Raw genomic sequence first — 24,763 nt, forward strand, 5'->3', positions numbered from 1 at the left:
TCCGCCCATTCCAGGAAGGACCCCCCCCCGGGCCCCCCCGAAACTTTCCCCCCCCTTCCCTCCTTCAGCCAGGATCCCCCCCCGGAAAAAATCCCTCCGACGGCGCTCAGCAGGACGTTCGGGTTTTGTCTTGTTCCTTACTCCAGAATGCTCAGCAGCACCGCTACTTCCGCCGCTTTCATGGGCTCCTGCAGCTTTTCGAAGCTCATTTGCAGGTTGCGCAAGGCACGACGGACGATGTCGAGGTTCGAGCAGGGCTCGTAGAACATCGGGTTGGAGGAGATGTTGAGCTGGCTGACGTAATGCTCGATATCGGTGCGCGAAAGCACCAGGCCGCGGTTATAGCAATTGATGTAAAATGGCTCGGCCCCTTTTAGCTCGGGGCGGAAAGTGAGCACAAAGAGGTTGGGCAGATTCACGCCGAAGACCGGCAGATTGAGCCGCTGCGCCACCAGCAGGTAAATCACGCAGAGCGTGAGCGGGTTGCCGCGCTTGGTTTCAATCACGCGCTGCAGCATGGAATTGGCCGGCGAGTGAAAATGCTGGGTGTTGGCCGCGAACTTGTGCACCCGAAACATGATGTAGTTCAGGGTCTGAACCTGGTCGGCGGGGTGCATTTCGGGGCGCAGGGCCGTCCAGGCCTCGAAGCGGAGCTGCTCGATGGCGCGGTTCAGGGCCTGGTAGTCGGCATCGGGATATTGATACGTATTCAGCAGCCACATACCTTCGAGCAGGTCGGCAGCGCCGGCTTCGCGCCACACTTTAAGACGCTGCTGCAGCCCCTCAAATTGCAGGTGGTGAATTAAATCCTCGAGCCGCTGCTGCTGCTGGCCATCGAGGGTTTCCTCCCACGACTCCTCCAAAAACGGAATAATGCTTTCGCCCAGGTTCTGGATTTTGTCCTGAATCTGGGGCGCGATTTCGGGGTCATCGAGCAGCGAGATGAGGGCTTTTATTTCTTTGTTGGTCATTGGATGCGAAACGGCCGCCGCTAGGGTTGCGGGGCCGAATTTAACACGCGGCAGGGCCTTTTGGGTTTCGTAGTGGGGTACGTTGGGTGGTATTACATACAAGAACGTCATGCCGAGCGCAGCCGAGGCATCTCGCGTGCCACCACTAATCAACAACGATTGAATTACTGCTGCACGCGAGATGCCTCGGCTGCGCTCGGCATGACGTTCTTTTTGTTCGACGTTGCGGCCTACCGGAACAAGTTCGTTTTGGCCAGTTCCACCAGCTCGCTGCCCTTGCCGTTCATCAACGCTTTCAACGCATAAAGCCCAAAGCCCTGCGCCTGCTTCAGCTCGATGCTGGGCGGCATGCTCAGTTCCTGCCGCTTCACCACGGCGTCCACCAGCACGGGGCCGTCGTGGGCCAGGGCTTCGCGCAGCACGCCTTCCAGGTTGGCGGGGTCGCGCACGCGGAAACCTTTGAGGCCAGCCGCGGTGGCCAGCGCACCAAAGTCGGGGTTGTCCAGCTCGGTGCCGTATTCGATGATGCCGGCGGCCTTCATTTCCAGCTCCACGAAGCTGAGCGCCGAGTTGTTGAAAACGATAATTTTGACGGGAATTTTATGCTGCCGAATGGTCAGCAATTCGCTCAGCAGCATGGCCAGGCCACCGTCGCCGCACATGGCGATGACCTGCCGACCGGGCTCTGCCAGGGCCGCACCGTAGGCCTGCGACATGGCATTGGCCATGCTGCCGTGCACGAACGAGCCGATAAGCCGGCGCTTCCCATTCATGCGCAGGTAGCGCGCAGCCCAGATGGTGGGCGTGCCCACGTCGCAGGTGAAAATGGCGTTTTCGGCGGCTATTTCATCCAGCAGGCGCGCTACGTGCTGGGGGTGCAGGCTGGTATCGCCGGCCTCGCCGGTGGCCAGCTCGGCGAGGTGGGCGTCGTCGTCGCGGTGGCGCTGCTGGGCTTCTTCGAGGTGGGCGCGGTCGGTGCGCGGCGTGAGGTGGGGCAGCAGCTGGCGCAGGGTTTCGGCCACGTCGCCGGCCAGGCCGATTTCGACGCGGGTGCGCCGGCCGATGTTTTCGGGCCGGATATCGACCTGCACCACGCGGGCATTTTCGGGGTAGAACTGGCGGTACGGGAAGTCGGTACCCAGCATCAGAACGGTGTCGGCGTCCATAAGGGCATGGTAGGCGGCGGGCATGCCCAGCAAGCCGGTGAGGCCCACGTCGTAGGGGTTGCCGGGCTCCACGTGCTCCTTGCCGCGCAGCGCGTGCACCACGGGGGCTTGCAGCGCAGCAGCGGTGTGCACCAGCTCATCGAGCGCACCAGCACAGCCAATGCCGGCCAGAATGGTCACCTTTTCGCCCGCGTTCAGCAGCTCAGCCGCTTGCCGGATATCGGCTTCCGATGGCCGCAGGGCGCTGCGGCGGCCGTGCGTAGGCAGCAGCACCTCGGGAGCTTCGGTTTCGAGGTATGCCACGTCGCCGGGCAGCACCACCACAGCCACGCCGCGCTGGCCCAGCGCGGCAGCCACGGCACTCTCAATGGTGCGCACGGCCTGCTCGGGCACCGAAATCAGCTCGCAATAGTGGCTGCATTCTTTGAACAGGCGCTCGGGGTGGGTTTCCTGGAAATAGCCCGTGCCGATTTCCACATTTGGAATTTGGGCGGCGAGGGCCAGCACGGGCACGCGGCTGCGGTGGCAGTCGAACAAGCCGTTGATGAGGTGAGTATTGCCCGGCCCACAGGAACCGGCGCACACGGCCAAATCGCCGATGAGGTGGGCCTCAGCGCCGGCGGCGAAGGCCCCACCCTCCTCGTGCCGCACCGCAATGAATTCGATGTCGTGGCGGGTGCGAATGTTGTCGGTGATGCCGTTGAGGGAGTCGCCCACCACCCCGAACACGCGCTTCACACCGGCGGCTACAAGGGTATCAACAATGATTTCGGCTACGGATTTTTTGGGCATGATGAATTGGGCTTTTCCACTTCGTGTACGCAGAATCTGGGTTCGGCGCTGCCAGAATTAACCAATTTGCGAATCGTCCAAAAGCGGTAGTCTAGGATGGGCCAAAGCCCAAAAAGGCCGGCAGTAACGAATCCATAGATTCGCCCACTGCCGGCCTTTTGATGCAGAAAAAGATGAGAAAAGCTTCGTGCTTAATGTTGGCCCAGGCTGCTCAGCCCGGCGCCTGTGAGGAGGGCTTTGGTGCTATCGCCAAACTGGGTGCGCAGGCTGGCAATGCCACCGGCGTCCAGCTTCAGCTGGCCTTCGTTTTGCACGCTCAGTTGGGCCGACGCAATGCGGTTGCTGTTTTCGATGTGCAGCGTCGGGCGGCTGCCGGGGCTGTGGCCGGCCTCGGCCCGCAAAAAGCCCAGCTGGTTGCGCGCCAGCTCTACCTGCGTGCCGTGGTCCTGGCGCACAAGCAGGCTGTCCTGATGAAAGCCTTCAATGCGCAGGGTTTGACCTTCGGGGTGCTTTTCGGTCACGGTTTTGCCATTCAGCAGGTAGGTGCCGGTGGCCGTAAGTTGCGTGAGCTGCGGCAGGCTGATGGTCATGGTCTGGCGGCCGCCCATGGGCTGGCGCCCGTCGGGGAAGGCCACCGCAATGGTCAGCCGCCGGCCCTGCTGGGTCACCTTCACATACTTTTCGGCGGCCTTGTTCAGGCGCATGCTGTAGGGGCCCGACACCACTTTCAGGCCCACTATGTTGGCCGCCTGCAGGTCGATTTCCGTGAAATCCTTGAAGTTGAGGGCCACGGTATTGTAGCTCGGGTCCTTGTAGGCGCCTTTGCGGTACTCGGCGCGCAGGCCCATGTTATAGGCCGTGAGCGAGCCCAGCAGCAGCAGCAGCGCCGCCAGCAGCCATTTATTACTGGTTTTCATTGTCCATTTGGGATTTCGGTGGAAATGGGAAGACTTGCCAATTGCTCGGCCTTGAACTGGGTGTAGCGCTGCTCCAACTCTTCTAGGCTGATATCGAGCAGGAAAATGGTTTTGAACACCTCCGGCAGCTCCTGCTGCAGAAAGCGCGCCCGGCGCATCTGCTTCACCTTCTGGCCGGCATCGGGTGCCACGAAGAAGCCGATGCCGCGCTTATTGTACACCACGCCCTGGTTTTGCAGAAATTCGTAGGTCCGCATCACCGTGTTGGGGTTCACTTGTAGTTCGCTGGCCAGGTCGCGGACGGACGGGATTTTGTCGTCGGGCGGCCACTGCTGGCGCAGGATTTTCTCGCTCACGTACCCGGCTATTTGCAGGTAAATGGCTTCGTTGTCGCGGAATTCCATAGGGATTGAGGAAGATTAAAGCTGCTTTTCCGCCACCCGGAAGTACGAGGCCACCCACAGCAGCCCGGCCAGCAGCAGCGGCACCCAGCCCAGCCAGTTCATCTGGCCATCGGGCAGGCCCAGTTGCGTGGCCTGTTGCCCCTCAAACAGCGTGGGCGAGGTGAACGGCGGCATCGGCCTTAGCCCCGGAACCAAGTGCTTCATCACTTGAAAATTGAGGACTGATAGCACGCCCATCAGCAGCAGCACGGCGAACGCGGTTTTGATAAAGTGCGCTTTCTCAAAGTAGATGGCGCCCCACAGGCCCACGCCGTTCAGCAGCGTCAGGAACCAAAGCACAGCCCCCATTTCCTGGCGGGCCGAAGCGGCGAAAATGTTCACCACCTCGGGCGCTTGCCCCGGCCCCACCCCGGCGTACACCACCGCCGCATCGGCCAGGTAAAACAGCGGCGTGAACGCCAGCAAAAAAATCGGCAGCGAGTAGAGCCACGCAACCAACCATTTCTCGAAGTGCGAAGCGGGCAGCAACAAGGCCACCGAGGCCCGCCGGCGCTCGCCAAACTGCGCGAAAACCGTGCTGGCGAAAACTATTCCGCCGGCCAGCAGAAACAGCGTGAAGAAAATACCCTGCGCGGTGGTGCTGGGGGCACTTTTTTGCAGGTAGGTGAGAAAGCCCAGCACCACAAACATGAGGCCCAGGCCCACGGCGGCCATCATGAGGTAGGCGGGCAGGTGCTCGGCCGTGTGCCGGCCAAACAAGCGCGCAAAACGCGGAAAGCTGAAAGTTTGGTTACTGGACGGACGCATGGCTGGGCTGGTTTAAGTAGGAATACAGAGAAGCGGCATCGGCGTCGGTGAGGGCATTGAAAAGCAGCTCCAAATCGACGCGGCTGTAGGCACCGGTTTCGTTGGGCCGAATGGCCACCGGCCCGCGCACCGACGAGCCCATGTGAAAGGCACCCGGCGCCTCGGCCGCCGCCCCCGTGGCGAAAGTGAGCCGCTCGGCCAGCTGGTCGATTTCCTCGTTGAGCACGATTTCGCGGTTGTGCACCACCACCACGGTATCAATCAGGCTTTCGAGGTCGCGCACCTGGTGGGTCGAAATCACCATGCAGCGCTCCTCGCTCAGGGCCGACGCTAGGATTTTGCGAAACTGCACCTTGCTCGGAATGTCCAGCCCGTTGGTGGGCTCGTCGAGCACCAGCAGGCCGGTGTTGGCGGCCAGCGCGAAGGCAATCATGAACTTCTTCTGCTGGCCGTGCGAAAACTTGTTCAGCTTGGCACCCCGCGGCACCTCTAGCTCCTGCAGGTACTCATACAGTTGCTCGGTGCTGAAGCGCGGATAGAAGCCGGCCGTGTGCGCCACAAACTGCTCGGCCGTGAGGGCCGGCGCATACACTTCTTCGGGCAGGAAAAACAGGTCTTCCAGCACCTGGGGCCGGCGGGCGGCAGCCGGCTGCTCGTCAATCAGGCAAGTGCCGGCCCAGGGGAAAGCCAGCCCCACAATGTTCTTGAGCAGCGTGGTCTTGCCCGCCCCGTTCTTGCCCAGCAGGCCGTAGATGTGGCCCCGGTCCAGCGAGAGGTTGAGGTTTTGGAAGAGCGGATGCCTGCGGGCATACCCGAAGTGGAGGTTACGAATGCGAACCATGCGCTGTCTGTTTTAGTGTATTACTTAACTAGTACACTACAAACATAAGCAAGGTTGTTGGTGGCGCAATGACAATCCAGAAATATATCTTTCGGACGCAAAAAAGCCGCTGATAAAAGCGGCTTTTCCGGGTGCTATACGCGGGCACGGGCTATCGAAGAAGATGGAGCTCAACCCGAAAGCTCCTACTTTCTACCCTTAAAACCGCACGCTATACGGCCCACAGCCGGCCTTAGGCAGCTTGTAGGTTTTCAGAAACATTTTCAGCGCCGCCGGGTCGTGTCCGAAAGCCAGTATCTCAGCCTCCAGCTGCTTGATTCTCTGCTCCAAGCCCAGCTTTTGCATCTGATAGTCCGCTTCCATGGCGGCGGGCGTGGGCGTGTGGTAGTAAGGCTTGCCGGTGAACTGTAACAGGTCGGCCTGCTCGTGGTAGAGGGTTTCGTCCAGCTCGCGGGCCTGCTCTTTCAGCAGCTTGTTGTAGTATTTCAACTGGCTTTCGGCCAGGTTTTCGAGGTGGCTTTGGTCGATGCGCTGTAGCTCCAGCTGCAGGCGCAGGAGGGTCAGCAGCTCATTGGCCTCGTAGGCGGTGGTGACTTGCTTGAGCAGTTCGGTTTTGCGGTTTTTTTCGGCCTCGTCGGGCTCGCGGTCGGGGTGCAATGCCTTCACCAAGTCCACGTAAAGCGTGCGCACGGCTTTGGTGGTATTTTTCTCCTCGGCCTGCTTTTTTTCTTCGGCCGCCTGCTGCCTGGGGCTCATTTTGCGCCTGGCCCGGCGCTCGGCGGCCTAGGCTTCCTGCTTTTCGTGCTCGGCGTCCTGCTCGGCAAACTTCTGGTCGACGTAAGCCTTGAATTTCTCCTGGGTGCTAACGTCCACCTCGGGGTCGAATTCAATGCCGTACTGCAATGCCGTACTGCATCGTAAATAACTTTTTCATCAGCTCCGCCGTGGCTTTGTCGGCTTCCCGCTCCTCTTCCTCCGTGAAGGGCGGCGCGTGCTTGTCGATGATGGGCCGCAGGTCGGCGTGGCCGCGGTCGAGCAGGTCGGCGCACTGACCAATTAAACTGGAAATTTTATTTTTTTCGCCTTGGTGAGCTTGTAGGCGTCAAACGTCTGGTCGAGCTGCCGCACCAGCGCGGCGCGGCCATCGTTGTGCCGGGCTTGCAGGGGGCGGTACTCGTGTTGCACCCGCTGCCGCAGTTGGGTGGCCGCTTCGCGGAAATCGGCCACTTCTTTTTCCAGCCGGGCAATTCGTTTGGTGAGGCGGTTAAATTCCTTCTGGGCCTTGGAGAGCGAATCGGCGCCCGTGCCGGGCGATTGAATATGAACGAGTTGGAACTTATGTGCAGCAGGATTCTTGGCCATTATCGTTGCGAGACTGATAGCAGGCAAAAATAGCTACTGGTTTCGTTGCCAACCAATCGGGGCTCGCGGCAAGCCGGGCAGCGGGGTGAAGGCGGCGGCTTTGCGTGCGCCGTTGCAGGCGGCTGGGAGGTAGTGGGTTTTCGTGGGTTGAAAACGGGTGGCAAAAAAATCGGCTGGCTAAGTGGCTTCTCTGAAAGGGTGAACTACTTCCAAGTCAGCAACGTGGTTGATTTGCTCTTCTTCCAAGTCATAGTCATTCTGCAAGCCCAGCCAGAACTTGGGCGAGTTGCCGAAGTAGCGCCCCAACCGCAAGGCAGTATCCGCCGTGATGCGGCGCTTACCTTTCAGGATGGCCGCTAAGCGGGTTTGGGGAATGCGCAAGTCCTGCGCCAGCCGGTAGGCGCTGATGCGGAATTCGTTGAGAAATTCCGCTTGCAGGATTTCGCCGGGGTGAATGTTGGGGAGACGGTCCATAATCGATTTAGTGGCTTGCTCGGCGCTCTATTAGCATACTTCGCATTTAAACCCGCGCCAGTGAAGCAAGATACGTGATGCTATTATCGATGCGTCTTCAGTAAAGTCATTAATCAGTATTCCAATACGCTGTTTCTGCCTCTTCATCTGACAAGTCACGCCATGGATTATTGTCAAACGTGCTATATACCACATCGCCCCAATCTTGATAGTCACCATACTCATCATAATACGCTTGTGAATACTTGCCAGTATCATTGTTATTTTCTTCAAATATTTCAACTGGCTGATTTATAAACATAAAATAATTTTGGGCAAGAATATCTACAAAATCATTGAACACATCTTTGTCTATTGCTGCTAATTGCTTCTTCAAAAGTGCTTCAAAAGTATTTATGTTTCTAAAATTATTAAAAGCCCGCACAAGCAAATTACGATTTTGTATATGTGTCAAATCAAACTTAATACTTTTCCTGAAACATGTATTTTGAAGTAAAGCACCACAACACGTGCTGCTCACATTAGACAAGAAGCTTTTGTATATATCTTCAATTCCATCCAAAGAAAGCTTTTCTTCTTTAAGTTTGCCTACAAAATATAGAACCTTATTTCCGCCACCCAAATTTTTGGCTGTATTAAAATACTTAATAGCCGATTTAGCAGCTATTTTAGGAGCATGATTATCAAGTTGCAAAGCAATTATTCCTTTTATAAGGTTACCATAATAATTATTATTAGTCAACATGTACTTATCAATACAATAATTTGATATGTGCAATAAATCCCTATTATTACTATAGCTAAAAACAAAAGCTTTACAAAAATAATACTCACTTGGAACACATTTTTTCTCATAAATCTCATCGAAGACGTTTTCGATATCTGCATTAATAATCCATTCCTTTTGTTCGCATTGACAAGTGGTTAAATCAATGCCCTTCAAAAGGAATTCGTATGCCTTCCCAAACTCTTTACGGCAAATAAATATATATGCCTCTTTCAAAAACAATCTGCCAATAGAATCAGTATCGTTTTGATTGAGTAAGTCAATAATGCTTGGATTTTGATGTGTATGCATAAGTGATATTTGATTTTAGTTTAGAAGACTGAATGCTTGCTCAATTTAGGAACATAAATAAAACAGAGCAACCTCACACCTGAATCACCCCGACGTTGTAGGCCTTCTCAATCGGCGCGTGGTTGGCGGCGGCAATGCCTTCGGAAATGACTTTACGGGTTTCCAGCGGGTCAATTACGGCATCGACCCAGAGGCGGGCGGCGGCATAGTAGGGCGAGAGCTGCTCCTCGTAGCGGGCCTTGATGCGGTCGAGCAACTCCTTTTCGGCTTCGGGGGTGATGACTTCGCCTTTGGCTTTGAGCGAGGCCACCTGGATTTGCAGGAGGGTATTGGCCGCCGCCGCGCCGCTCATTACGGCCAGCTGGGCAGTGGGCCAGGCCACAATGAGGCGCGGGTCGTAGGCCTTGCCGCACATGGCGTAGTTGCCGGCGCCGTAGCTGTTGCCCACAATGACCGTGAATTTGGGCACCACCGAGTTGCTCATGGCATTCACCATCTTGGCGCCGTCCTTGATGATGCCGCCCTGCTCGCTCTGGCTGCCCACCATGAAGCCCGACACGTCGTGCAGAAACACCAGCGGAATGCGCTTCTGGTTGCAGTTCATGATGAAGCGCGCCGCCTTGTCGGCCGAGTCGGAGTAGATGACGCCGCCCATCTGCATGCCGGTTTTCTTGCTCTTCACGATTTTGCGCTGGTTGGCCACGATGCCCACCGCCCAGCCATCGATGCGCGCCAGCCCGCAGATAAGCGTCTGGCCGTACAGGTCCTTGTAGGGCTCAAACTCCGAGTTGTCGACCAGCCGGTTGATGATGTCCATCATGTCGTAGGGCTTCACCCGGTCCGAGGGCAGCAGGCCGTAGATTTCCTGCTCGTCCTGCGCGGGTTTGGCCGGGGCCACCCGGCTAAACCCGGCCGTGGCCTGCCCGCCCATCTTATCGAAGATGTTGCGGATGTGCGTGAGGCACTCCTCGTCGGTATCGAACTTGTAGTCCGTGACGCCCGAAATTTCGGAGTGCATGCTTGCGCCGCCCAGCGCCTCGTTGTCGATGCTCTCGCCGATGGCCGATTTCACCAGGTAGGAGCCGGCCAGAAACACCGAGCCTGTGCCGTTTACAATCATGGCCTCGTCGGACATGATGGGCAAATACGCCCCACCCGCCACGCACGGCCCCATAATGGCCGAAATCTGCACGATGCCCATGCTGCTCATCACCGCATTGTTGCGGAAAATGCGGCCGAAATGCTCCTTATCGGGAAAAATCTCATCCTGCATGGGCAGGTATACCCCGGCCGAATCGACGAGGTAGATGATGGGGAGCTTGTTTTCGATGCTGATTTCCTGGGCCCGCAGGTTCTTTTTGGCGGTGATGGGGAACCACGCGCCGGCCTTCACGGTGGCGTCGTTGGCCACCACCACGCACTGCCGCCTGGCCACGTAGCCGATGACGACGACTACGCCGCCGCCGGGGCAGCCTCCCTCCTCCTTGTACATGCCTTCGCCCGCGAAAGCCCCAATTTCAACCTGGGCCGAGCCTTTGTCCAGCAGGTAGTCAATTCGCTCGCGGGCGGTGAGCTTGCCCTTCGCCTTGTGGGCTTCGATGCGCTTGGGGCCGCCGCCGAGGGCCACTTTCTGGAGCTTTTGGGTGAGGTTGAAGCTGAGTTGCTTGAGCTGGTCTTCGTTGCGGTTGAACTCGACGTTCATAAGAAAGGCGGGGTGGGAATTTGGTGGGATGGGCACAAAAAAATCCGCCCGAAAGCGGATTTCAAAGGTACGGCTGGTTTTGAACGTTAGGCAGGCTGAAAGCATAACGTCATGTCGAGCGCAGCCGAGACATCTCGCGTGCAGTAGTAATCCAATCGATTCCACGAAGCGGGCGAGATGTCTCGGCTGCGCTCGACATGACGGCCTATATTACTTGCCAATCGAAGTCGTTTCCACTTTTTTTACTTCGGTGGTTGTGCTGCCGTCGGGCTTTTTGGTGGTTTCTACCTTGCTTTTGTCCTTGCCACCGCCAAACACCGAGAAGTGCACGTAGCGCTTGGGATTGGCTTTGAGGTCGAGCAATAGGTCGTTGGAGCTAGCGGTGGTAGCGGCCAGGTTGTTGTAGAGCGTAGAATCGTGCAGCAGACGGCCCATCGAACCCTTTTGGTCGCTAAGGGCCGTGTTGAGGCTTTGCACGGTGGTTTGGGCATCGGCCAAAGTGGAATTGAGGCGGCGCAGGGCCGGGCCTACGGGCGCGCTTTTCAGCGAGTCGGACAGCTGGCCGAAGTTCACCGCGATTTTATCGAGCTTGCCGGTGGTCTTGTTCAGGGCGGTGCTCATCTGGGCCAGGTTGCGGGTGATGAGGGCCACGTTGGCCTGGTTGGCCACAATCAGCTTTTGCAGGGCCTCGGTGCTGGCGCGGGCTCCTTGCAGCGTGCCCTGGATGTTGGTTTGGGCGTCCTTGTTCAAGAAGCCATTGATGTGGGCCAGGGTGGCGCCCACCGTATCGAGCACGGGCAGGGCCTTGGCCTGAAAGGCATCGGCAATGCCGGAAGGCGTTACGGTCCGGATTTCTTCGCCGCCGCTGAAATTCTTCGAATTCTTTCCCAGCGTGAGCGTGATGCCCTTAGAGCCCAGCAGCGAGCCGCCGAGGCTGGCCGTGGTGGAGTCGCCCACCACAATGTCCTTCTGCAGCTCCAAGGCCACGCGCACGGAATTGCCTTTGTCGGGCTGCAGCTCCATGCTCTTCACCTGGCCCACTTTAATGCCGTTGAGGGCCACCAGGGCGCCCACGTTCAGTCCGTCAACTTTGGGGTAGGTGGCGTAGTACGTATGGTCGGAGGAGAGCACATTGCTGCCGCGCAAAAAATTATAGCCTATTACGAGCGCGGCAATGGCTACCAGGGCCAGAAGCCCCACCTTTATTTCTTTAGACACGAGAGAGTAGTTGAGTTATGCAGTAATTGAGTGAACGTACGATGAAACGGCGGCGGCGGCTCAAATGGGGTGCGTTACGACTGATACTCCCTTCATTCGGGCTTTCTCAGCCGCTAATCGTGCGTTGCCTAGCCGCCTTCCAGCTCGCGCTTGTATTCGCGGAAGGCGCGGTAGATACCCGCTGCCATATACGATTGATTGGCTTTATCGTTGAGGTACCGTTCCTCGGTGGGGTTGGTGAGGAAGCCCGACTCGATGAGCACCGAGGGCATGGTCGACTTCCAGAGCACCAGAAAGCCGGCCTGCTTCACGCCGCGGCTGGGGCGCTGCACGCTGGTGCGCAGCTGCCGGTCCACGCGCTGGGCAAAGCGCAGGCTGTTGGTGATGTAGGCCGACTGAAACAGCGAGAACAGGATGTGGCTTTGGGGCGAGCGGGGGTCGAAGCCGTCGTAGCGGGTTTTGTAGTCCTTTTCCTGCAGAATCACCGAGTTTTCGCGCTGGGCCACACCCAGGTTGGCGGTGGTTTTGTGCAGGCCCATGGTCCAGACCTCGGTGCCGTGGCTTTGGCTGGGGCCGGCGTTGCAATGGATGGAGATGAACAGGTCGGCGTGGTTGCGGTTGGCAATGGCGGCGCGCTCGTCGAGTTCCACAAACACGTCGGTTTTGCGGGTGTAAATCACCTTCACGTCGGGCATGTTTTCCTGAATCTGCTTGCCCAGGGCCAGAATCAGGCTCAGGGCCACGTCGGCCTCGCGGGCACTGGCGCCGGCGCAGCCCCGGTCCTTGCCGCCGTGGCCGGCGTCGAGCACCACCGTGCGCAGGCGGTAGCGGTAAGGCGAAGCCGGGTTTGAGCCCGCCGAATCGAGCACTATTCGGGTCGAGTCGGGCGTGGTCTGGGCTTTCGCGTTCCATTCGCCGCTGCCGGCGCCCAGCAGCAGCAAAGCGGCACTGGCCAGGATGACAATAATCCGCACGTTGTTCGTTGAAGGGGCGGTAGCGACCTGCTACCTTTGTAGAAGCCCCAAAAGTAAACGAATTTAACCGCTACTATACTTTGCCTGTTTGGTTTGGCCTTCGTTTTGAAGCCGTTTTTCGGTCCCGGCCGCATTGCCCGGCCCCGCTGCGGCCCGGCATGGGGCGGCGCGGGCTGCTGCCTTTCTGCCTGCTGTTGGTGCTGGCCGCAACGGTTCACGCCCAAACGGTGACGCCCGCCAAGCCCGGCCCTAAACCGGCCAAACCCAAGCGGGCGGCCAAAATCCAGGCCCGCAAGGCGCGGGTCAAGGCTATTCTGGCGGTGCCGTCCACGCCCTCGCGCGACACCGTGACCGTGGCCCCGCGCAAGCCTACGCCCGTTGCCAAGCCCGGCCAGCGCCCCGGCAGCGCCCCTACCCCGCCGGTGCGCAACATTTCCATCGACCCGCGCGACCCCGTGGGCCCGCCCCCGCCCGGCGTGCGCAACGCCGGCCAGTCGCGGGTGCCCGGCGCCTCGCACAAACCCGTGCCCGATACCCTGGCCCGCCCCCGGCCCGCCCGCCCGCTGGGCCTGCTTTCGGATACCACGCGCCGCGCCAACGACTCGTTGCAAGTGGCGGCCAAGCCCAAGGGCCAGATTGAAACCACCATCAACTACACGGCCAAGGACTCCATTCAGTTCGACGTGACCAAGAAGGTGGCCCGGCTCTACAATGCGGCCAGCGTGGTGTATGGCGAAACCGACCTGAAGGCGGCCCTCATCACGGTGAACTACGGCACCAACACCATGCAGGCCGAGGGCAAAATGGACTCGGTGAAAAACCGCGTCATCGGCCAGCCCATTCTCAAAGATAAAGGCACCACCTACCAGGCGGGCACCATTGCCTACAACTTCAAGAGCAAAAAGGCCAAGGTGACCGAGGCCGTGACGGCCCAGGGCGACGCCTACGTGGGCGCGCAGGTTATCAAGCGCCTGCCCAACGGCGACATCAACGGCCTGATGGGGCGCTACACCACCTGCAACCTGGCGCACCCGCACTTCTACATTCAGGCCAAGAAAATGAAGGTGATACCGGGCGAGAAAGTCGTGACCGGGCCGTTCAACCTTGTCATTGGCGACGTGCCCACGCCGCTGGGCTTCCTGTTCGGCTTCTTCCCGATGCCCAACAAAATCCGGGGCTCCGGCCTGCTGATTCCCACCTTCGGGCAGGCCTCCGACCGCGGCTACTACCTCAGCAACGGCGGCTACTACTTTGCGCCGAACGACTACATCGGCATTCGCCTCACCGGGGATATTTACGCCGGCAACGCCCAGACCTTTGGCGGCTGGGGCGCCACGGCCGACATTTCTTACCTCAAGCGCTACACCTACCAGGGCAACTTCAACCTGCGCTTCTCGACGCGGCCCAGCGCCCAGATTCTGGCCACCGACGCCCTCACCACCAGCCCGGTCTACATCAAGCCGCCCTCGGCCAACTCGTTCTGGATTACCTGGAGCCATACGCCGGTGCCCAAGCCCGGCGGCGGGCGCTTCTCGGCCAGCGTGAACGCCGGCACCAGCAGTTTCAACAAGGTCAACAGCCTCGATGCCCGCCGTTATCTGTCCACGCAGTTCAGCTCCAGCATCAGCTACTCCAAGCAGATTCGCAACTCGCCCGTCAACTACGACATCCGCCTGAGCCAGAGCCAGGGGACTGATGGCTCCATGACGTTCACGCTGCCCGACATCAGCGTGGGCGTGGCCCGGCAGTACCCCTACCAGTGGTTCGGCGTCAAGCCGGGCGCGGGCGGCAAGCTGGGCGCCAGCACCTACGAGCAGTTCACCATCAGCTACAACCTGACGGCCAGCAATCAGGTGAGCAACGTGGTAGCGGCGCGCTCGCTTGCCAACGGCCTGCCGCTGCTGGGCGGCACCACCACCTCGACTAGCATTCCGGTAAGTTTCGGCAACATTGGCCGGCTGCTGAAAAACTCCCGCAACGGGGTGCAGAACCAGTTCGGTATTGGCTTGGGTTCCTACACCCTGGCCCAGCATTTCAAGCTGAACCCTTCGGTGTCGTACAGCAACGTGCTCTATGCCCAGAAGCTGAGCTACAGCTACAGCCCCGTGGCCCAGGCCGTGCGCATCGATACCACCTACGGCCTCAACAGCATCAGCAGCTACTCGGCCGCTATGAGCCTGAACACCGCGTTTTATGGCACCATTGTGCGCAAGGGCACACACAAGATTCAGGCCATCCGGCACAAGGTGACGCCGAGCGTCAACTACAGCTACTCGCCCAATTTCCTGGCAAATCAGGACGTGTATCCGCAGGGCGCCAATATTCTAAGGGGCTTGCGCGACCAGTTTGGTCAGGTGCTGCCCAACGGAACCGACATTGAGCGCGCCGTCCTCAACCGCTACGCTTTCAACAGCTACAACGGCTTCATCTACGGGGCGCCCGGCGGGGGCAAGCAAAGCCAGGTATCGTTCAGCTTGCAAAACTCGGTGGAGATGAAAATCCGCGACTCGCAGGATACGACCGGCCTCAACCCCTTCCGCAAGTCCAGCCTGATTGACGGGCTCGATTTCAGCATGGGCTACAACTTCGCGGCCGACTCGCTGCGCCTGTCGCCGCTGGGCGTAAACTTCCGCACCCAGGTGGCCAAGAAGCTGAACCTGAACACCACCGCCAGTTTCGAGCCCTACCAGCGCGACGCCACGGGCCGCACCATCAACAAGTATTTGTTTGAAGCCGACCCGCGCCGGCTGCTGCGCCTGGCCTCGGCCAGCTTCGGCACCACCTACACCTTCAACCCCGCTTCGGGCAAAAAGAAAAGCGTGGTGCCGCGCGCCGTGGCCCCCACCAACGACCCCACCCTGGGCACCGTGGGCCCGCCCAACTACTACGCCGACTACGTCGATTTTGAGATTCCGTGGGAGTTGGCCCTCACCTACGCCGCCGGCTACACCACCAATTCGGTACCGCTCACGCCCAAGGATGCCCGCCCGCCCCTGCTGGCCCTGCACACGGTGGGCGTCACGGGCTCGGTGAAGCTCACGCCCAACCTGCGCCTGAGCTACAACCTGGGCTACGACATCACGCACCAAACCGTGACCTACCCCAACGTCACGTTCTTCCGCGACCTGCACTGCTGGCAGATTAACGGCACCTGGATTCCGTTCGGAACCATCAAGGGCTACAATTTCACCATCGCGGCCAAGAGCAGCCTGCTCCAAGACCTCAAACTCAACCGCAACCGCCAGGCGCAGTACCAATAGCATTGGTTGGCCAGCCCCGCGTGGCCCAGGTTTACTCCGCCTTGGTTAGTTGTCCCTGAGCTATGGGAAGCTTAACCGCCCGAAAGGCTGCAGCCCGGCCAAACGCCGCTCGGATATCGTCGCGCAGCAGCTGGTGGCTGGGCCGCCGGGCCCTGAACTGTAGAATGCTACCGTCTTCGGCCAACAGTACGGCGGTGGGCATGGCGTCGAGCTTGTAGGTGTCGTGCACCGTTGGGCGGGCCAGGGAAGGCACCAGCACCTGCACCCCCGGCAATGGCGGGGCACTAGCCATCAGTTTGCGCCACGCGTCCTCCTGCTCGTTCAGTGCCAACACCAAAAAAGTGATGGGCTGGCCACTAAATTCCCGAATCAGCGCTTTCAGGAAAGGAATTTCGCGCTGGCAGGCGGGCTTTTGCGTGTCCCACAGCAGCAGGTACACCACCTTGCCTGCGTAGTTGCGCAGCAGCACCGTATCGCCCTGCGCTGACAGCAGGCCATCGGGCAGCAAGGGCGCGGGGCTGCCGGCGGCATATTGGCGATGCGCGGCCAGTTGCTCGCGCAGCTGCTGCACCCAGGCGGCCGGGGCCCCGCCGTTGGTGGCATAATCAGCCAGCAGCGCTTCGGCGTGGGTCCGGTAGCCGTTTCGAATGGTTTCGAGCAACACCATGCCCTGCACCACGGCGCGCCCTGCCCCCTGTGGCAGGTGGCCGGCTTCCTGGTAGCAGGCCGGGTAGTACCCCACATTGTCAATACCCAGCCCGGCTTTCCGCGCTTGGTAGTGAACGTAGTTGAGCATAAACTCCTGGTACTGCGGGCTGGCGCCGGCTTGCACATTGCCGGGCAACAGGCCGGGGTCGCGCAGGAATCCGTAGAAGTCGGCCGCAATGGGGAGGGTTTCGTTGCCCACCACCTCCGTGCGTAGTTCCGGGTACGTCAGGTGGTCGTTGGCGGTGGCGTAGCGGATTTCGGCATCGGCGAAAGCCAAAAAGGCGGCCGTCACCTTGTCGCTGGTCAACTCGCCCGCTAAAAACTTCCGTTCCTGCTTCTGGCGATAATCCAGAAACGACATAAAGGGCTGCTCCGTCAGGTGGATGTTCTCGGGAAGTGCCTGAAATTCAGAATCGTTAATGAAGCGCCGGCTAAATTCAGCCAAATAGTTGTTGGCCGCAGCGGCCGCGGCGTGGGCGGGTCCATCGGCCGATTGAAAGCGGAATACCGCCTCCTCTTTACCCTCGTGCATTTTCACGCGCAGGGCATCGCCGGGCTCCAGAAAAACCGGCGTGTCGCTCTCGCCCACGCTCAGTTGCGCCAGCAGTATGCCGCCCGCCGGCACCGGCACCTGAAGCTGAAACTCACCGCTCGCGGACGGCAGTCCTCCCACCATGTGCTCATGTTCATCAAAAGGGGTGGCGCGCCAGGTGACCAGCACGGAATCGGTGGTGCCAGCAGCCAGGTGGCCACTCAAAGTTGCTTCCTGCTGAGCCCATGCGGGCGAAGCCGCTGCAGCAAAAAGCCCAAAAATGATTATCCAAGGGCGCAACATGAAAGATAGCAGAAAAAAGGGTGCATAAAATAGAAGTGTGCTGCTGAAACCGGCCGTTGCCCGGTCCGACTCGTTGCCGCTAAGCCCCTCAGCTTGCTGGTTCGGACGGTGCTGGCGGGCCTTGGTCGGACCGCCTGCGGCAGTCCGACCAAGGCCCGCAAAAGGGCTTAAATGACCGGTATTCAATATTAATAGTAAAAATATTAATATTTATTAAATTTCTTACCATCTATTATCCCCTTTATGCATTTGCAGATTATCGAAAGCGAATTAACTCAAAGGCATTGCTGACGAATGCATTACAGCCGTTTCGAAGTCAGTGTCCGCGCGGTCAGTAGCGCGAACGTTGTCGTTCGCGTGCCAGAACGAGCTAGCGGCGCGGGGACGCGAACGACAACGTTCGCGCTACTCTACACCAACCCCGACACCGCGCTAGCCAGAATTACGGCCACGGTGCTGCTTGAGAAGAAACTGCCCGCACCACCAGGTCGTCGGCGGGCGGTTTATGGGCTCTCCTTACTCCTTCTCCGCTACGTCCAGAACTACTCTGTACTGGCGTCAAGCCCTCGCCCATTGGCCTGCCCTGGCGCCCTCTCCGGTTGTCGTTCGAGTGGTTTTTGGTGGCGTTGGCGGCATCCAGCTGTGGCATTGGTCGCTTCTGCCAGCAGCTGGGCCGTAGGGTTTTGTTTCTTGGGGTATACTTCCTTTCCCAGAGTTATGACTCCCTACCTGCTGCGTGTCGTTTTAGCGGTTGCCCCCGCTCAACAAGCTTATTTTGAGCGCTACCTGCGCGATGCCGGCCACGAAGTGGTAGCCGTAGAAGCCCGCGGCGAAACCGCCTTCAAAGCCGCGCGCCTGGTGCACCCCGACGTGGTGGTGCTCAGCGGCCCGCTTCAGGGCCCCCTCGATAGCGTGGCCCTGGCAGCGGCCCTGCGGGCCACCGAGGGCATTGTGCCCGTGGTGCTGGCCACCGACCCCGCCGAGCTGCCCGAGCTATTGGCCCGGCAATTCGAGTTGCCGGCTTTTATTGGCCCAAGGCCCCCCGACGCGTAGGTTTTGGGGCGCATGCAGGTGCGGCTTACTTTACTAGCGCAGTTTCGGGGTCGTTGTATAGTAGCGCGAACGGTGTAGTTCGCGTCGCCGCGCCGTTTGCCCTTTCTTAACGGCACGGGTTAACGGCGCGGGGTACGCGAACTACACCGTTCGCGCTACTACTGCCGTTGCTTCGGAATGTACCCTGATGCCAAAATTGCCCTAATGCGTGCTTTAGCTCCCCAACGTTTTAGCCCCTGCGCCCCGGCCAGGGGCTTTTTGCTGAGCCGGCGGCGCCGGATAACGAAATTGTTGCCAGCTTTGCGGCCCCAAGCGGCGTCTTTTCCCCAAAACACCAGCCCACGCCGCCCCACCTCATGTCCCAGCACAAGGAAGTTAAGCTCGTCACCACCCACCAGATGCACGCCATGAAGGAGCGGGGAGAAAAAATCTCCATGCTCACGGCCTACGACTACTCGATGGCCCAGATTCTGGACGGCGCGGGCGTCGACGTATTGCTCGTCGGCGACTCGGCCTCCAACGTCATGGCCGGCCACGAAACCACCCTGCCCATCACGCTCGACCAGATTATTTACCACGCCCAGGGCGTGGTGCGCGCCGTGAAGCGCGCCTTCGTGGTGGTGGATATGCCCTTCGGCTCCTACCAGGGCAATTCCAGCGAAGCCCTGCGCTCGGCCATTCGCATCATGAAGGAATCGGGCGGCCACGGCGTCAAGCTCGAAGGCGGCGCCGAGGTGAAGGACAGCATTATCCGCATTCTCACGGCTGGCATTCCGGTGATGGGCCACCTCGGCCTCACGCCCCAGTCCATCTACAAATTCGGTACCTACACGGTGCGCGCCAAGGAAGAAGCGGAGGCCCAGAAGCTGCTCGAAGACGCCCGCCTGCTCCAGGAAATCGGCTGCTTCGGGCTGGTGCTGGAGAAAATTCCGGCCGCGCTGGCCAAGCAGGTAGCCGAGGAGCTGACCATTCCCGTCATTGGCATTGGGGCCGGGCCCGACGTGGACGGGCAAGTGCTGGTGGTACACGACCTGTTGGGCATTACCAAGGAATTTAAGCCCCGCTTCCTGCGCCGCTACGCCGAGCTGCACGACATCATGACCGAAGCCGTACAGCACTACGTGGCCGACGTGAAAAGCCGCGAGTTTCCCAGCAAGGAGGAAGGCTATTAGTCGCCCGCTCCGGTCCGACCGCCTAGGGCGGTCGGACCGGAGCATCCTTGACTCAACGCCCAGCGCCACAAAAAGGCCGGGGCCGACGCGCATTGCTGCGCGTCGGCCCCGGCCTTTTTATTTTCCATCCTCATATATCAATTATTCCAATCCCAACGTTAACTTTGCAAATCAAAGTACTTCACAAAACAACATGAATCCTTTCGCCGCCCCCGCCCGCCAGAATTCCTCGGTCAGCTGGACCATTACCATTAAGCTCGTCATCATTGCGGTGTTGCTGGTGCTGCTGCTCATCCCGTCGAGCATGGTAGAAGGGCTGATAACCGAGCGGGCTGAAAACCGCGACGCGGCCACCGCCGAAATCAGCAGCCAGTGGGGCGGGTCGCAGCTGGTGCTGGGGCCGGTGCTGGTGCTGCCCTACACGGTCCGCTCGATAAGCGAGAAGAAGGTAATAAGCGAGGAAACGCGCTACCTCAGCCTGCTGCCCGACACCCTGGCCACCACCGGCACGCTGGCGCCCGAGCGTCGGCACCGCGGCATCTACGAGGCCGTGGTGTACCGGGCGGGCCTGCACGTGCGGGGCGCGTTTCAGGCGCCTCCGCTGGCCGACCTGGGCGTGCCAGCCGCCGATGTGCGCTGGTCCGAGGCCTTCGTGGCCGTGGGCATTTCCGACATGAAAGGCATTCGCAATGGTTTGGCGCTGAACTGGGACGGCCGCAACCATCCCTTCGAGCCCGGTGTGCCCAACGCCGCGGTATTGCCCGCGGGCAGCGCGCCCACCGTTTCTACGCAGTTCAACACGGTGCTGAACGAGCGGCGCCGCTATTCCAAATACCACGAGGACGACAACGAAGCGAACAACGGGGCCGCCACCAACGGCCTGAGCGTGGCCATCCCCCTACCCGACGAGGCGGCCCTGGCGCGCCGCCACACTTTTTCCTTCGACCTCGACCTGAACGGCAGCACCGGCCTGCTGCTGGCGCCCCTTGGCCGCCAAACCACCCTGCACCTCAGCGCTCCGTGGGCCGACCCCAGCTTCATTGGGGCGTTTTTGCCCGTGCGCCGTACGCTGAACGGCCAGAATTTTACGGCCGACTGGCAGGTGCTACACCTCAACCGCAACTTCCCCCAGCACTGGCGCACCGACACCGACCGCCCCGCCGTGGACGAGTCGACCTTCGGCGTGCGCCTGCTGGTGCCGGTGAACGAGTACCAGAAAACCATGCGCGCCGCCAAATATGCGCTGCTGCCGCTCACGCTTACTTTCCTCATTTTCTTCTTCGTGGAAGTGCTCACGCGGCGCCGTTTTCACCCGTTTCAGTACATCTTGGTGGGGTTGGCACTGGTCATTTTCTACGTGCTGCTGCTTGCGCTGGCCGAGCAAATGCCCTTCAATGCAGCCTACGGCGTGTCGGCACTGGTCATTGTGGGGCTGGTGACGGGCTACGCGGCGGCCAGCTTCCGGCACGCACGCCTTACGCTCGTCACGGCCGGCGTGCTGACGCTGGTGTACGGCTTTATTTTCGTCCTGCTTCAGCTGCAGGATTACGCTCTGCTGGTGGGCAGTGTGGGCCTGGTGGTGGTTTTGGGTGCGGTCATGTTCCTCTCGCGCAACGTGAACTGGTACAACCCCGCGCCGGAGCTGCCCGGCGAAGCGCCGGCAGCGGCCTAAGCCGCTTCGGTTTCGCTTCCGCGCGGCTTCGTATCTTCGTCCCAACAATAGCAAGAGCGGAGCGCCCGGTGAGTGTGGTCTGATGACGTGCGGAAGCCCCCGAGGGGCCCTGGCCCGCTCCTGCTGACACCCATACATCCCGCCCGCCCCCGCCGCGTGAATCGTCCCAACCTCTGGTCCGAAGGCAGAGAAATTCTGTTCGAAGACAACCACCTTCTCGTCATCAACAAGCCCGCCGGCCTGCTCGTGCAGGGCGACGCCACCGGCGACGAGCCCCTCTCCAAGAAAGCCGCCGAATACCTGCGCTTCAAGTACAAAAAGCCCGGCGAAGCCTTCGTCGGCGTGTGCCACCGCATCGACCGGCCGGTTTCGGGCATCGTCATTCTGGCCAAAACCAGCAAGGCGCTGAGCCGGCTGAACGAGATGTTCCGCGACGACAAGATTCACAAAACCTACTGGGCCCTCACCGGCCGCCCGCCGGTACCGGAAAGCGGCACCCTGGTGCATTGGCTGGTGAAGGACACCGTGCGCAACGTCACCAAAGCCTATCCCGACAAACATGGCCAAGGCCTGCGCTCCGAGCTGAACTACGAGCTGCTTGGCCCCGCCGGCAACCGCTACCTGCTCCAAGTGAACCCCGTGACGGGCCGCCCTCACCAGATTCGGACGCAGCTGGCCACCGGCCTCGGCACGCCCATCGTGGGCGATGTGAAATACGGCTTCATCGCCCCGCTGCCCGACGTGAGCATTGCCCTGCACGCCCGGCAGCTGCAATTGCAGCACCCCGTCACGAAAGAAGCGCTGACTTTCGTGGCGCCCTTGCCCGATGCCCCGCATTGGGACGCCGCCCGCGAATACTATCCATAGCCGCACTGAGGGGCTAGCTTGGGTGCATTAAAGTCCTTAGCAGACAAGCCTTTTTGCCTGCAAACCATTGCAGCCCGGTGACGTGCAACATTTTGGCCTTCCGCACGGTGGACACCAGCCCGCATATCGGCCGGCCGTAATTTTGTGTTCATAGGACTGAACCTAACCCCGACGTATTCCCTTTTGCGGGCAGTTCTGCTTTGCACCACCCCATGGCCATTCTCGTCTTTTTCGTTGCCCACTATTACCTGTCGCTGTTCACCCAGACGTTTTACCTGCACCGCTATGCGGCGCACAAGATGTTCACGATGAATAAGTTTTGGGAGAAATTCTTCTTCCTATTCACGTACATCTGCCAGGGCAGCAGCTTCCTCTCGCCACGGGCCTATGCCTTGCTGCACCGCATGCACCACGCCTACTCCGACACGGAGTTGGACCCGCATTCGCCCATGTTTTCGAACAATGCGTTCGATATGATGTGGAAGACCAAGAACATCTACAACGATGTGCTCAACCACAAGCACGAATTGGCCACGCGCTTCGAGGGCAATATTCCGGAATGGAACCTGATTGAGAACATCGGCGACAAATGGTACTCGCGCCTGGGCTGGGGCACGGCCTACGTGCTGTTCTATATCAATTTCGCCACGGCCTGGTGGCAGTACCTGCTGCTGCCCATTCACTTCCTGATGGGCCCTATCCATGGCGCCATCGTGAACTGGGGCGGCCACAAATACGGCTACCAGAACTTCGACAACCACGACCACAGCAAGAATACCCTGGCGCTGGATTTCCTGGCCTTCGGCGAGCTGTTCCAGAACAACCACCACAAGCTGCCCATGCGCGTCAACTTCGGCGTGAAGTGGTGGGAATTTGACCCCACCTACGTCGCCATCTGGGGCCTCGACAAGGTTGGCATCATCAAGGTGAAGCGCAAAAACATGAACTTGAATACCATTTCCAAGCTGGCCAAGCCCAAACGTGAGGCCATGGCAGCGTAGCACTTCTGTCATCCTGAGCGCAGCGAAGGACTTCATCACCGATACACGACCTGCAGTGATTCAAGCGTAATAAGGTCCTTCGCTGCGCTCAGGATGACAAACGAAATGAAGAAGCCCTGGTAGCAGCCAGGGCTTTTTTTGTGTTTAACGCTAGCTAATGCGCTGACCAAACGCTACCTTTGCACTCCCAATTTCGGGAAACCCTCACCAGATGCACGAGTTGCATCGCACAACCCCACCGGTTTATGGCAGTTAAAATCCGCCTCGCCCGTCGTGGCCGCAAAAAGGCTTCGACTTACGACATCGTAGTAGCTGACGCCCGCGCTCCGCGCGACGGCCGTTTCATCGAGAAACTCGGCACCTACAACCCCCACACCAACCCCGCCACCATCAACTACGACGCCGACCGTGCGTTTTACTGGATGATGACCGGTGCGCAGCCCACCGACACCGTTCGGGCCATGCTCAGCTACCGCGGCGTGCTCTACCGTCGTCACCTGCAGCTGGGTGTTGATAAGGGTGCCATCACCCAGGAAGTAGCCGACCAGCGCTTCAGCGCCTGGAAAGAGGAGAAAGATGCGAAAATCGAAGGCAAGCGCACTGGCTTGGTTGACGCCAAAGCCGATGCTCGCAAAGCTGCTCTCGCCGCCGAAACCAAGGTGAAAGAAGCACGCGCCGAAGCCCAGCGTCAGAAAGCCGCTGCCCTGCTGGCCGCCAACGCGCCCGCTCCGGCTGCTGAGGAAGCCACCGAGGCTCCTGCCGCCGAGGCGACCGCCGAAGCTGCCGAGTAGTTTTTAGGCATCTGAAAACCGAAAGAGTTTGGGAGTTGTGAGCCGGACCGGCTGGCAACCCCCAAACTCTTTTTCGTTACCTTCCCCTCAGCCATGACCCTCGACGACACCTATCAGCTCGGCTACGTGCTCAAAACCCACGGCCTGCGCGGCCACGTTGCCGCCCACTTCGACGTAGACGACCCGGCTGCCTACCTCAGGCTCAAAACCGTGTACATGGCCCTGCCCGGCGCCCCTGCCAAGCTGGTAGAGCACCAGGTGGAAAAGGTGCAGGCCCAGTCCGGCGCACGCGTCCTGCTCAAGCTGCGCGGCATCGACCGCATTGAAGAAGCCGAGCCTCTGCGTGGCTCGCAGCTCTACCTGCCTTTGGCCGAGCTGCCGGAGCTGGAAGACGACCAGTTCTACTTTCACGATGTCATTGGATTTACCGTAGTAGATTCAACCCTGGGCCAGCTGGGTACCGTGGAGAACTTCTATGAACTGCCCCAGCAGGATATGCTGGCCATGCGCTACCAAGGCCAGGAAGTGCTGATTCCGGTGGTAGATGAGCTGGTGACGCACGCCAACCAAGAGAAAAAAGAGATTTACGTGAACCTGCCCGACGGCTTGCTCGACGTGTACCTCAAGCCTACCACCCGCCAGCAGGACGAAGCCAACGAAGCGTAACGTAGCGTGGACTCTGCGAGTCAGCGCCTAGG

22 protein-coding genes are annotated in these 24,763 nt (G+C 59.8%); 8 read left to right on the forward strand and 14 right to left on the reverse strand.

Features of this window, described 5'->3' with window-relative positions:
* Positions 1 to 137 precede the first annotated feature (137 nt).
* The 13 genes from JKL48_RS08495 to JKL48_RS08555 all read right to left on the reverse strand — a co-directional run bounded on the left by JKL48_RS08495 (position 138) and on the right by JKL48_RS08555 (position 12,604).
* Entirely contained in the window at positions 138 to 971 is an 834-nt protein-coding gene (locus JKL48_RS08495) for a transglutaminase-like domain-containing protein (RefSeq protein ID WP_201981370.1), read from the reverse strand.
* Between the two features lie 230 nt (positions 972 to 1,201).
* Entirely contained in the window at positions 1,202 to 2,929 is a 1,728-nt protein-coding gene (gene poxB, locus JKL48_RS08500; protein ID WP_201981371.1) for a ubiquinone-dependent pyruvate dehydrogenase, read from the reverse strand.
* A gap of 191 nt (positions 2,930 to 3,120) precedes the next feature.
* Positions 3,121 to 3,846 carry a hypothetical protein gene (locus JKL48_RS08505; RefSeq protein ID WP_201981372.1) on the reverse strand — a complete coding sequence of 242 codons (726 nt, stop codon included), beginning with the start codon at positions 3,844 to 3,846 and terminating at the stop codon, positions 3,121 to 3,123.
* The gene (locus tag JKL48_RS08510; RefSeq protein WP_201981373.1) at positions 3,843 to 4,250 is read right to left on the reverse strand and encodes a GntR family transcriptional regulator; all 408 of its coding nucleotides are present in this window, start codon (positions 4,248 to 4,250) and stop codon (positions 3,843 to 3,845) included. Before JKL48_RS08510 ends, JKL48_RS08505 begins: the two co-directional genes overlap by 4 nt.
* Positions 4,251 to 4,265: 15 nt before the next feature.
* Positions 4,266 to 5,057 carry a hypothetical protein gene (locus JKL48_RS08515; RefSeq protein WP_201981374.1) on the reverse strand — a complete coding sequence of 264 codons (792 nt, stop codon included), beginning with the start codon at positions 5,055 to 5,057 and terminating at the stop codon, positions 4,266 to 4,268.
* Positions 5,041 to 5,898 carry an ABC transporter ATP-binding protein gene (locus JKL48_RS08520; RefSeq protein WP_201981376.1) on the reverse strand — a complete coding sequence of 286 codons (858 nt, stop codon included), beginning with the start codon at positions 5,896 to 5,898 and terminating at the stop codon, positions 5,041 to 5,043. The genes JKL48_RS08515 and JKL48_RS08520 overlap by 17 nt, the downstream gene beginning before the upstream one ends.
* Before the next feature lie 198 nt (positions 5,899 to 6,096).
* Positions 6,097 to 6,654 (reverse strand): hypothetical protein, encoded by a 558-nt coding sequence (locus JKL48_RS08525; RefSeq protein WP_201981379.1) that lies wholly within the window; start codon positions 6,652 to 6,654, stop codon positions 6,097 to 6,099.
* Positions 6,655 to 6,954: 300 nt separating this feature from the next.
* Complete coding sequence (locus JKL48_RS08530) at positions 6,955 to 7,260, reverse strand: hypothetical protein (protein WP_201981382.1); 306 nt, start codon at positions 7,258 to 7,260, stop codon at positions 6,955 to 6,957.
* A 177-nt stretch (positions 7,261 to 7,437) separates the two neighbouring features.
* Positions 7,438 to 7,734, reverse strand: coding sequence for a HigA family addiction module antitoxin (locus JKL48_RS08535; protein ID WP_201981385.1), 297 nt, complete (start codon positions 7,732 to 7,734; stop codon positions 7,438 to 7,440).
* A gap of 109 nt (positions 7,735 to 7,843) precedes the next feature.
* Positions 7,844 to 8,812 carry a hypothetical protein gene (locus tag JKL48_RS08540; protein WP_201981388.1) on the reverse strand — a complete coding sequence of 323 codons (969 nt, stop codon included), beginning with the start codon at positions 8,810 to 8,812 and terminating at the stop codon, positions 7,844 to 7,846.
* 73 nt (positions 8,813 to 8,885) lie between these two features.
* Complete coding sequence (locus tag JKL48_RS08545) at positions 8,886 to 10,514, reverse strand: acyl-CoA carboxylase subunit beta (protein ID WP_201981391.1); 1,629 nt, start codon at positions 10,512 to 10,514, stop codon at positions 8,886 to 8,888.
* A gap of 210 nt (positions 10,515 to 10,724) precedes the next feature.
* Positions 10,725 to 11,732 (reverse strand): MlaD family protein, encoded by a 1,008-nt coding sequence (locus tag JKL48_RS08550; protein ID WP_201981394.1) that lies wholly within the window; start codon positions 11,730 to 11,732, stop codon positions 10,725 to 10,727.
* Positions 11,733 to 11,860: 128 nt separating this feature from the next.
* Positions 11,861 to 12,604 (reverse strand): N-acetylmuramoyl-L-alanine amidase family protein, encoded by a 744-nt coding sequence (locus tag JKL48_RS08555; protein WP_317191917.1) that lies wholly within the window; start codon positions 12,602 to 12,604, stop codon positions 11,861 to 11,863.
* A gap of 182 nt (positions 12,605 to 12,786) precedes the next feature.
* On the opposite strand from JKL48_RS08555, the gene JKL48_RS08560 reads away from it, so the two are divergent.
* Positions 12,787 to 15,966 carry a putative LPS assembly protein LptD gene (locus tag JKL48_RS08560; RefSeq protein ID WP_201981397.1) on the forward strand — a complete coding sequence of 1,060 codons (3,180 nt, stop codon included), beginning with the start codon at positions 12,787 to 12,789 and terminating at the stop codon, positions 15,964 to 15,966.
* A 31-nt stretch (positions 15,967 to 15,997) separates the two neighbouring features.
* On the opposite strand, the gene JKL48_RS08565 is transcribed toward JKL48_RS08560, so the two are convergent.
* Complete coding sequence (locus JKL48_RS08565; protein WP_201981399.1) at positions 15,998 to 17,431, reverse strand: TlpA family protein disulfide reductase; 1,434 nt, start codon at positions 17,429 to 17,431, stop codon at positions 15,998 to 16,000.
* 795 nt (positions 17,432 to 18,226) lie between these two features.
* Between JKL48_RS08565 and JKL48_RS08570 the strand changes: the two genes are divergently transcribed.
* The 7 genes from JKL48_RS08570 (at position 18,227) to rimM (ending at position 24,731) form a co-directional block, all read left to right on the forward strand.
* Complete coding sequence (locus tag JKL48_RS08570) at positions 18,227 to 18,562, forward strand: ANTAR domain-containing protein (RefSeq protein ID WP_201981402.1); 336 nt, start codon at positions 18,227 to 18,229, stop codon at positions 18,560 to 18,562.
* Positions 18,563 to 18,918: 356 nt separating this feature from the next.
* Positions 18,919 to 19,734, forward strand: a complete 816-nt coding sequence (panB, locus tag JKL48_RS08575; protein WP_201981404.1) for a 3-methyl-2-oxobutanoate hydroxymethyltransferase — start codon at positions 18,919 to 18,921, stop codon at positions 19,732 to 19,734.
* Between the two features lie 193 nt (positions 19,735 to 19,927).
* Positions 19,928 to 21,406, forward strand: a complete 1,479-nt coding sequence (creD, locus tag JKL48_RS08580) for a cell envelope integrity protein CreD (protein ID WP_201981407.1) — start codon at positions 19,928 to 19,930, stop codon at positions 21,404 to 21,406.
* A gap of 156 nt (positions 21,407 to 21,562) precedes the next feature.
* The gene (locus JKL48_RS08585) at positions 21,563 to 22,273 is read left to right on the forward strand and encodes an RluA family pseudouridine synthase (protein ID WP_201981408.1); all 711 of its coding nucleotides are present in this window, start codon (positions 21,563 to 21,565) and stop codon (positions 22,271 to 22,273) included.
* A 212-nt stretch (positions 22,274 to 22,485) separates the two neighbouring features.
* A complete protein-coding gene (locus JKL48_RS08590; RefSeq protein ID WP_201981409.1) occupies positions 22,486 to 23,274 on the forward strand; it encodes an acyl-CoA desaturase in 789 nt (262 codons plus the stop codon).
* A gap of 245 nt (positions 23,275 to 23,519) precedes the next feature.
* Positions 23,520 to 24,065: a 30S ribosomal protein S16 gene (locus JKL48_RS08595; protein WP_201981410.1), complete on the forward strand. Its 546-nt coding sequence runs from the start codon at positions 23,520 to 23,522 to the stop codon at positions 24,063 to 24,065.
* Positions 24,066 to 24,158: 93 nt separating this feature from the next.
* Positions 24,159 to 24,731, forward strand: a complete 573-nt coding sequence (gene rimM / locus JKL48_RS08600) for a ribosome maturation factor RimM (RefSeq protein ID WP_201981412.1) — start codon at positions 24,159 to 24,161, stop codon at positions 24,729 to 24,731.
* Positions 24,732 to 24,763: the final 32 nt, after the last annotated feature.

The sequence above is a fragment of the Hymenobacter rubidus genome (assembly GCF_016734815.1).
GTDB lineage: Bacteria > Bacteroidota > Bacteroidia > Cytophagales > Hymenobacteraceae > Hymenobacter > Hymenobacter rubidus.

Coding starts and splice junctions, on each gene's coding strand:
- JKL48_RS08495 (WP_201981370.1), bottom strand. CDS start 971: ATGACCAACAAAGAAATAAAAGCCCTCATCTCGCTGCTCGATGACCCC.
- poxB (WP_201981371.1), bottom strand. CDS start 2,929: ATGCCCAAAAAATCCGTAGCCGAAATCATTGTTGATACCCTTGTAGCC.
- JKL48_RS08505 (WP_201981372.1), bottom strand. CDS start 3,846: ATGAAAACCAGTAATAAATGGCTGCTGGCGGCGCTGCTGCTGCTGCTG.
- JKL48_RS08510 (WP_201981373.1), bottom strand. CDS start 4,250: ATGGAATTCCGCGACAACGAAGCCATTTACCTGCAAATAGCCGGGTAC.
- JKL48_RS08515 (WP_201981374.1), bottom strand. CDS start 5,057: ATGCGTCCGTCCAGTAACCAAACTTTCAGCTTTCCGCGTTTTGCGCGC.
- JKL48_RS08520 (WP_201981376.1), bottom strand. CDS start 5,898: ATGGTTCGCATTCGTAACCTCCACTTCGGGTATGCCCGCAGGCATCCG.
- JKL48_RS08525 (WP_201981379.1), bottom strand. CDS start 6,654: ATGAGCCCCAGGCAGCAGGCGGCCGAAGAAAAAAAGCAGGCCGAGGAG.
- JKL48_RS08530 (WP_201981382.1), bottom strand. CDS start 7,260: ATGGCCAAGAATCCTGCTGCACATAAGTTCCAACTCGTTCATATTCAA.
- JKL48_RS08535 (WP_201981385.1), bottom strand. CDS start 7,734: ATGGACCGTCTCCCCAACATTCACCCCGGCGAAATCCTGCAAGCGGAA.
- JKL48_RS08540 (WP_201981388.1), bottom strand. CDS start 8,812: ATGCATACACATCAAAATCCAAGCATTATTGACTTACTCAATCAAAAC.
- JKL48_RS08545 (WP_201981391.1), bottom strand. CDS start 10,514: ATGAACGTCGAGTTCAACCGCAACGAAGACCAGCTCAAGCAACTCAGC.
- JKL48_RS08570 (WP_201981402.1), top strand. CDS start 18,227: ATGACTCCCTACCTGCTGCGTGTCGTTTTAGCGGTTGCCCCCGCTCAA.
- panB (WP_201981404.1), top strand. CDS start 18,919: ATGTCCCAGCACAAGGAAGTTAAGCTCGTCACCACCCACCAGATGCAC.
- creD (WP_201981407.1), top strand. CDS start 19,928: ATGAATCCTTTCGCCGCCCCCGCCCGCCAGAATTCCTCGGTCAGCTGG.
- JKL48_RS08590 (WP_201981409.1), top strand. CDS start 22,486: ATGGCCATTCTCGTCTTTTTCGTTGCCCACTATTACCTGTCGCTGTTC.
- JKL48_RS08595 (WP_201981410.1), top strand. CDS start 23,520: ATGGCAGTTAAAATCCGCCTCGCCCGTCGTGGCCGCAAAAAGGCTTCG.
- rimM (WP_201981412.1), top strand. CDS start 24,159: ATGACCCTCGACGACACCTATCAGCTCGGCTACGTGCTCAAAACCCAC.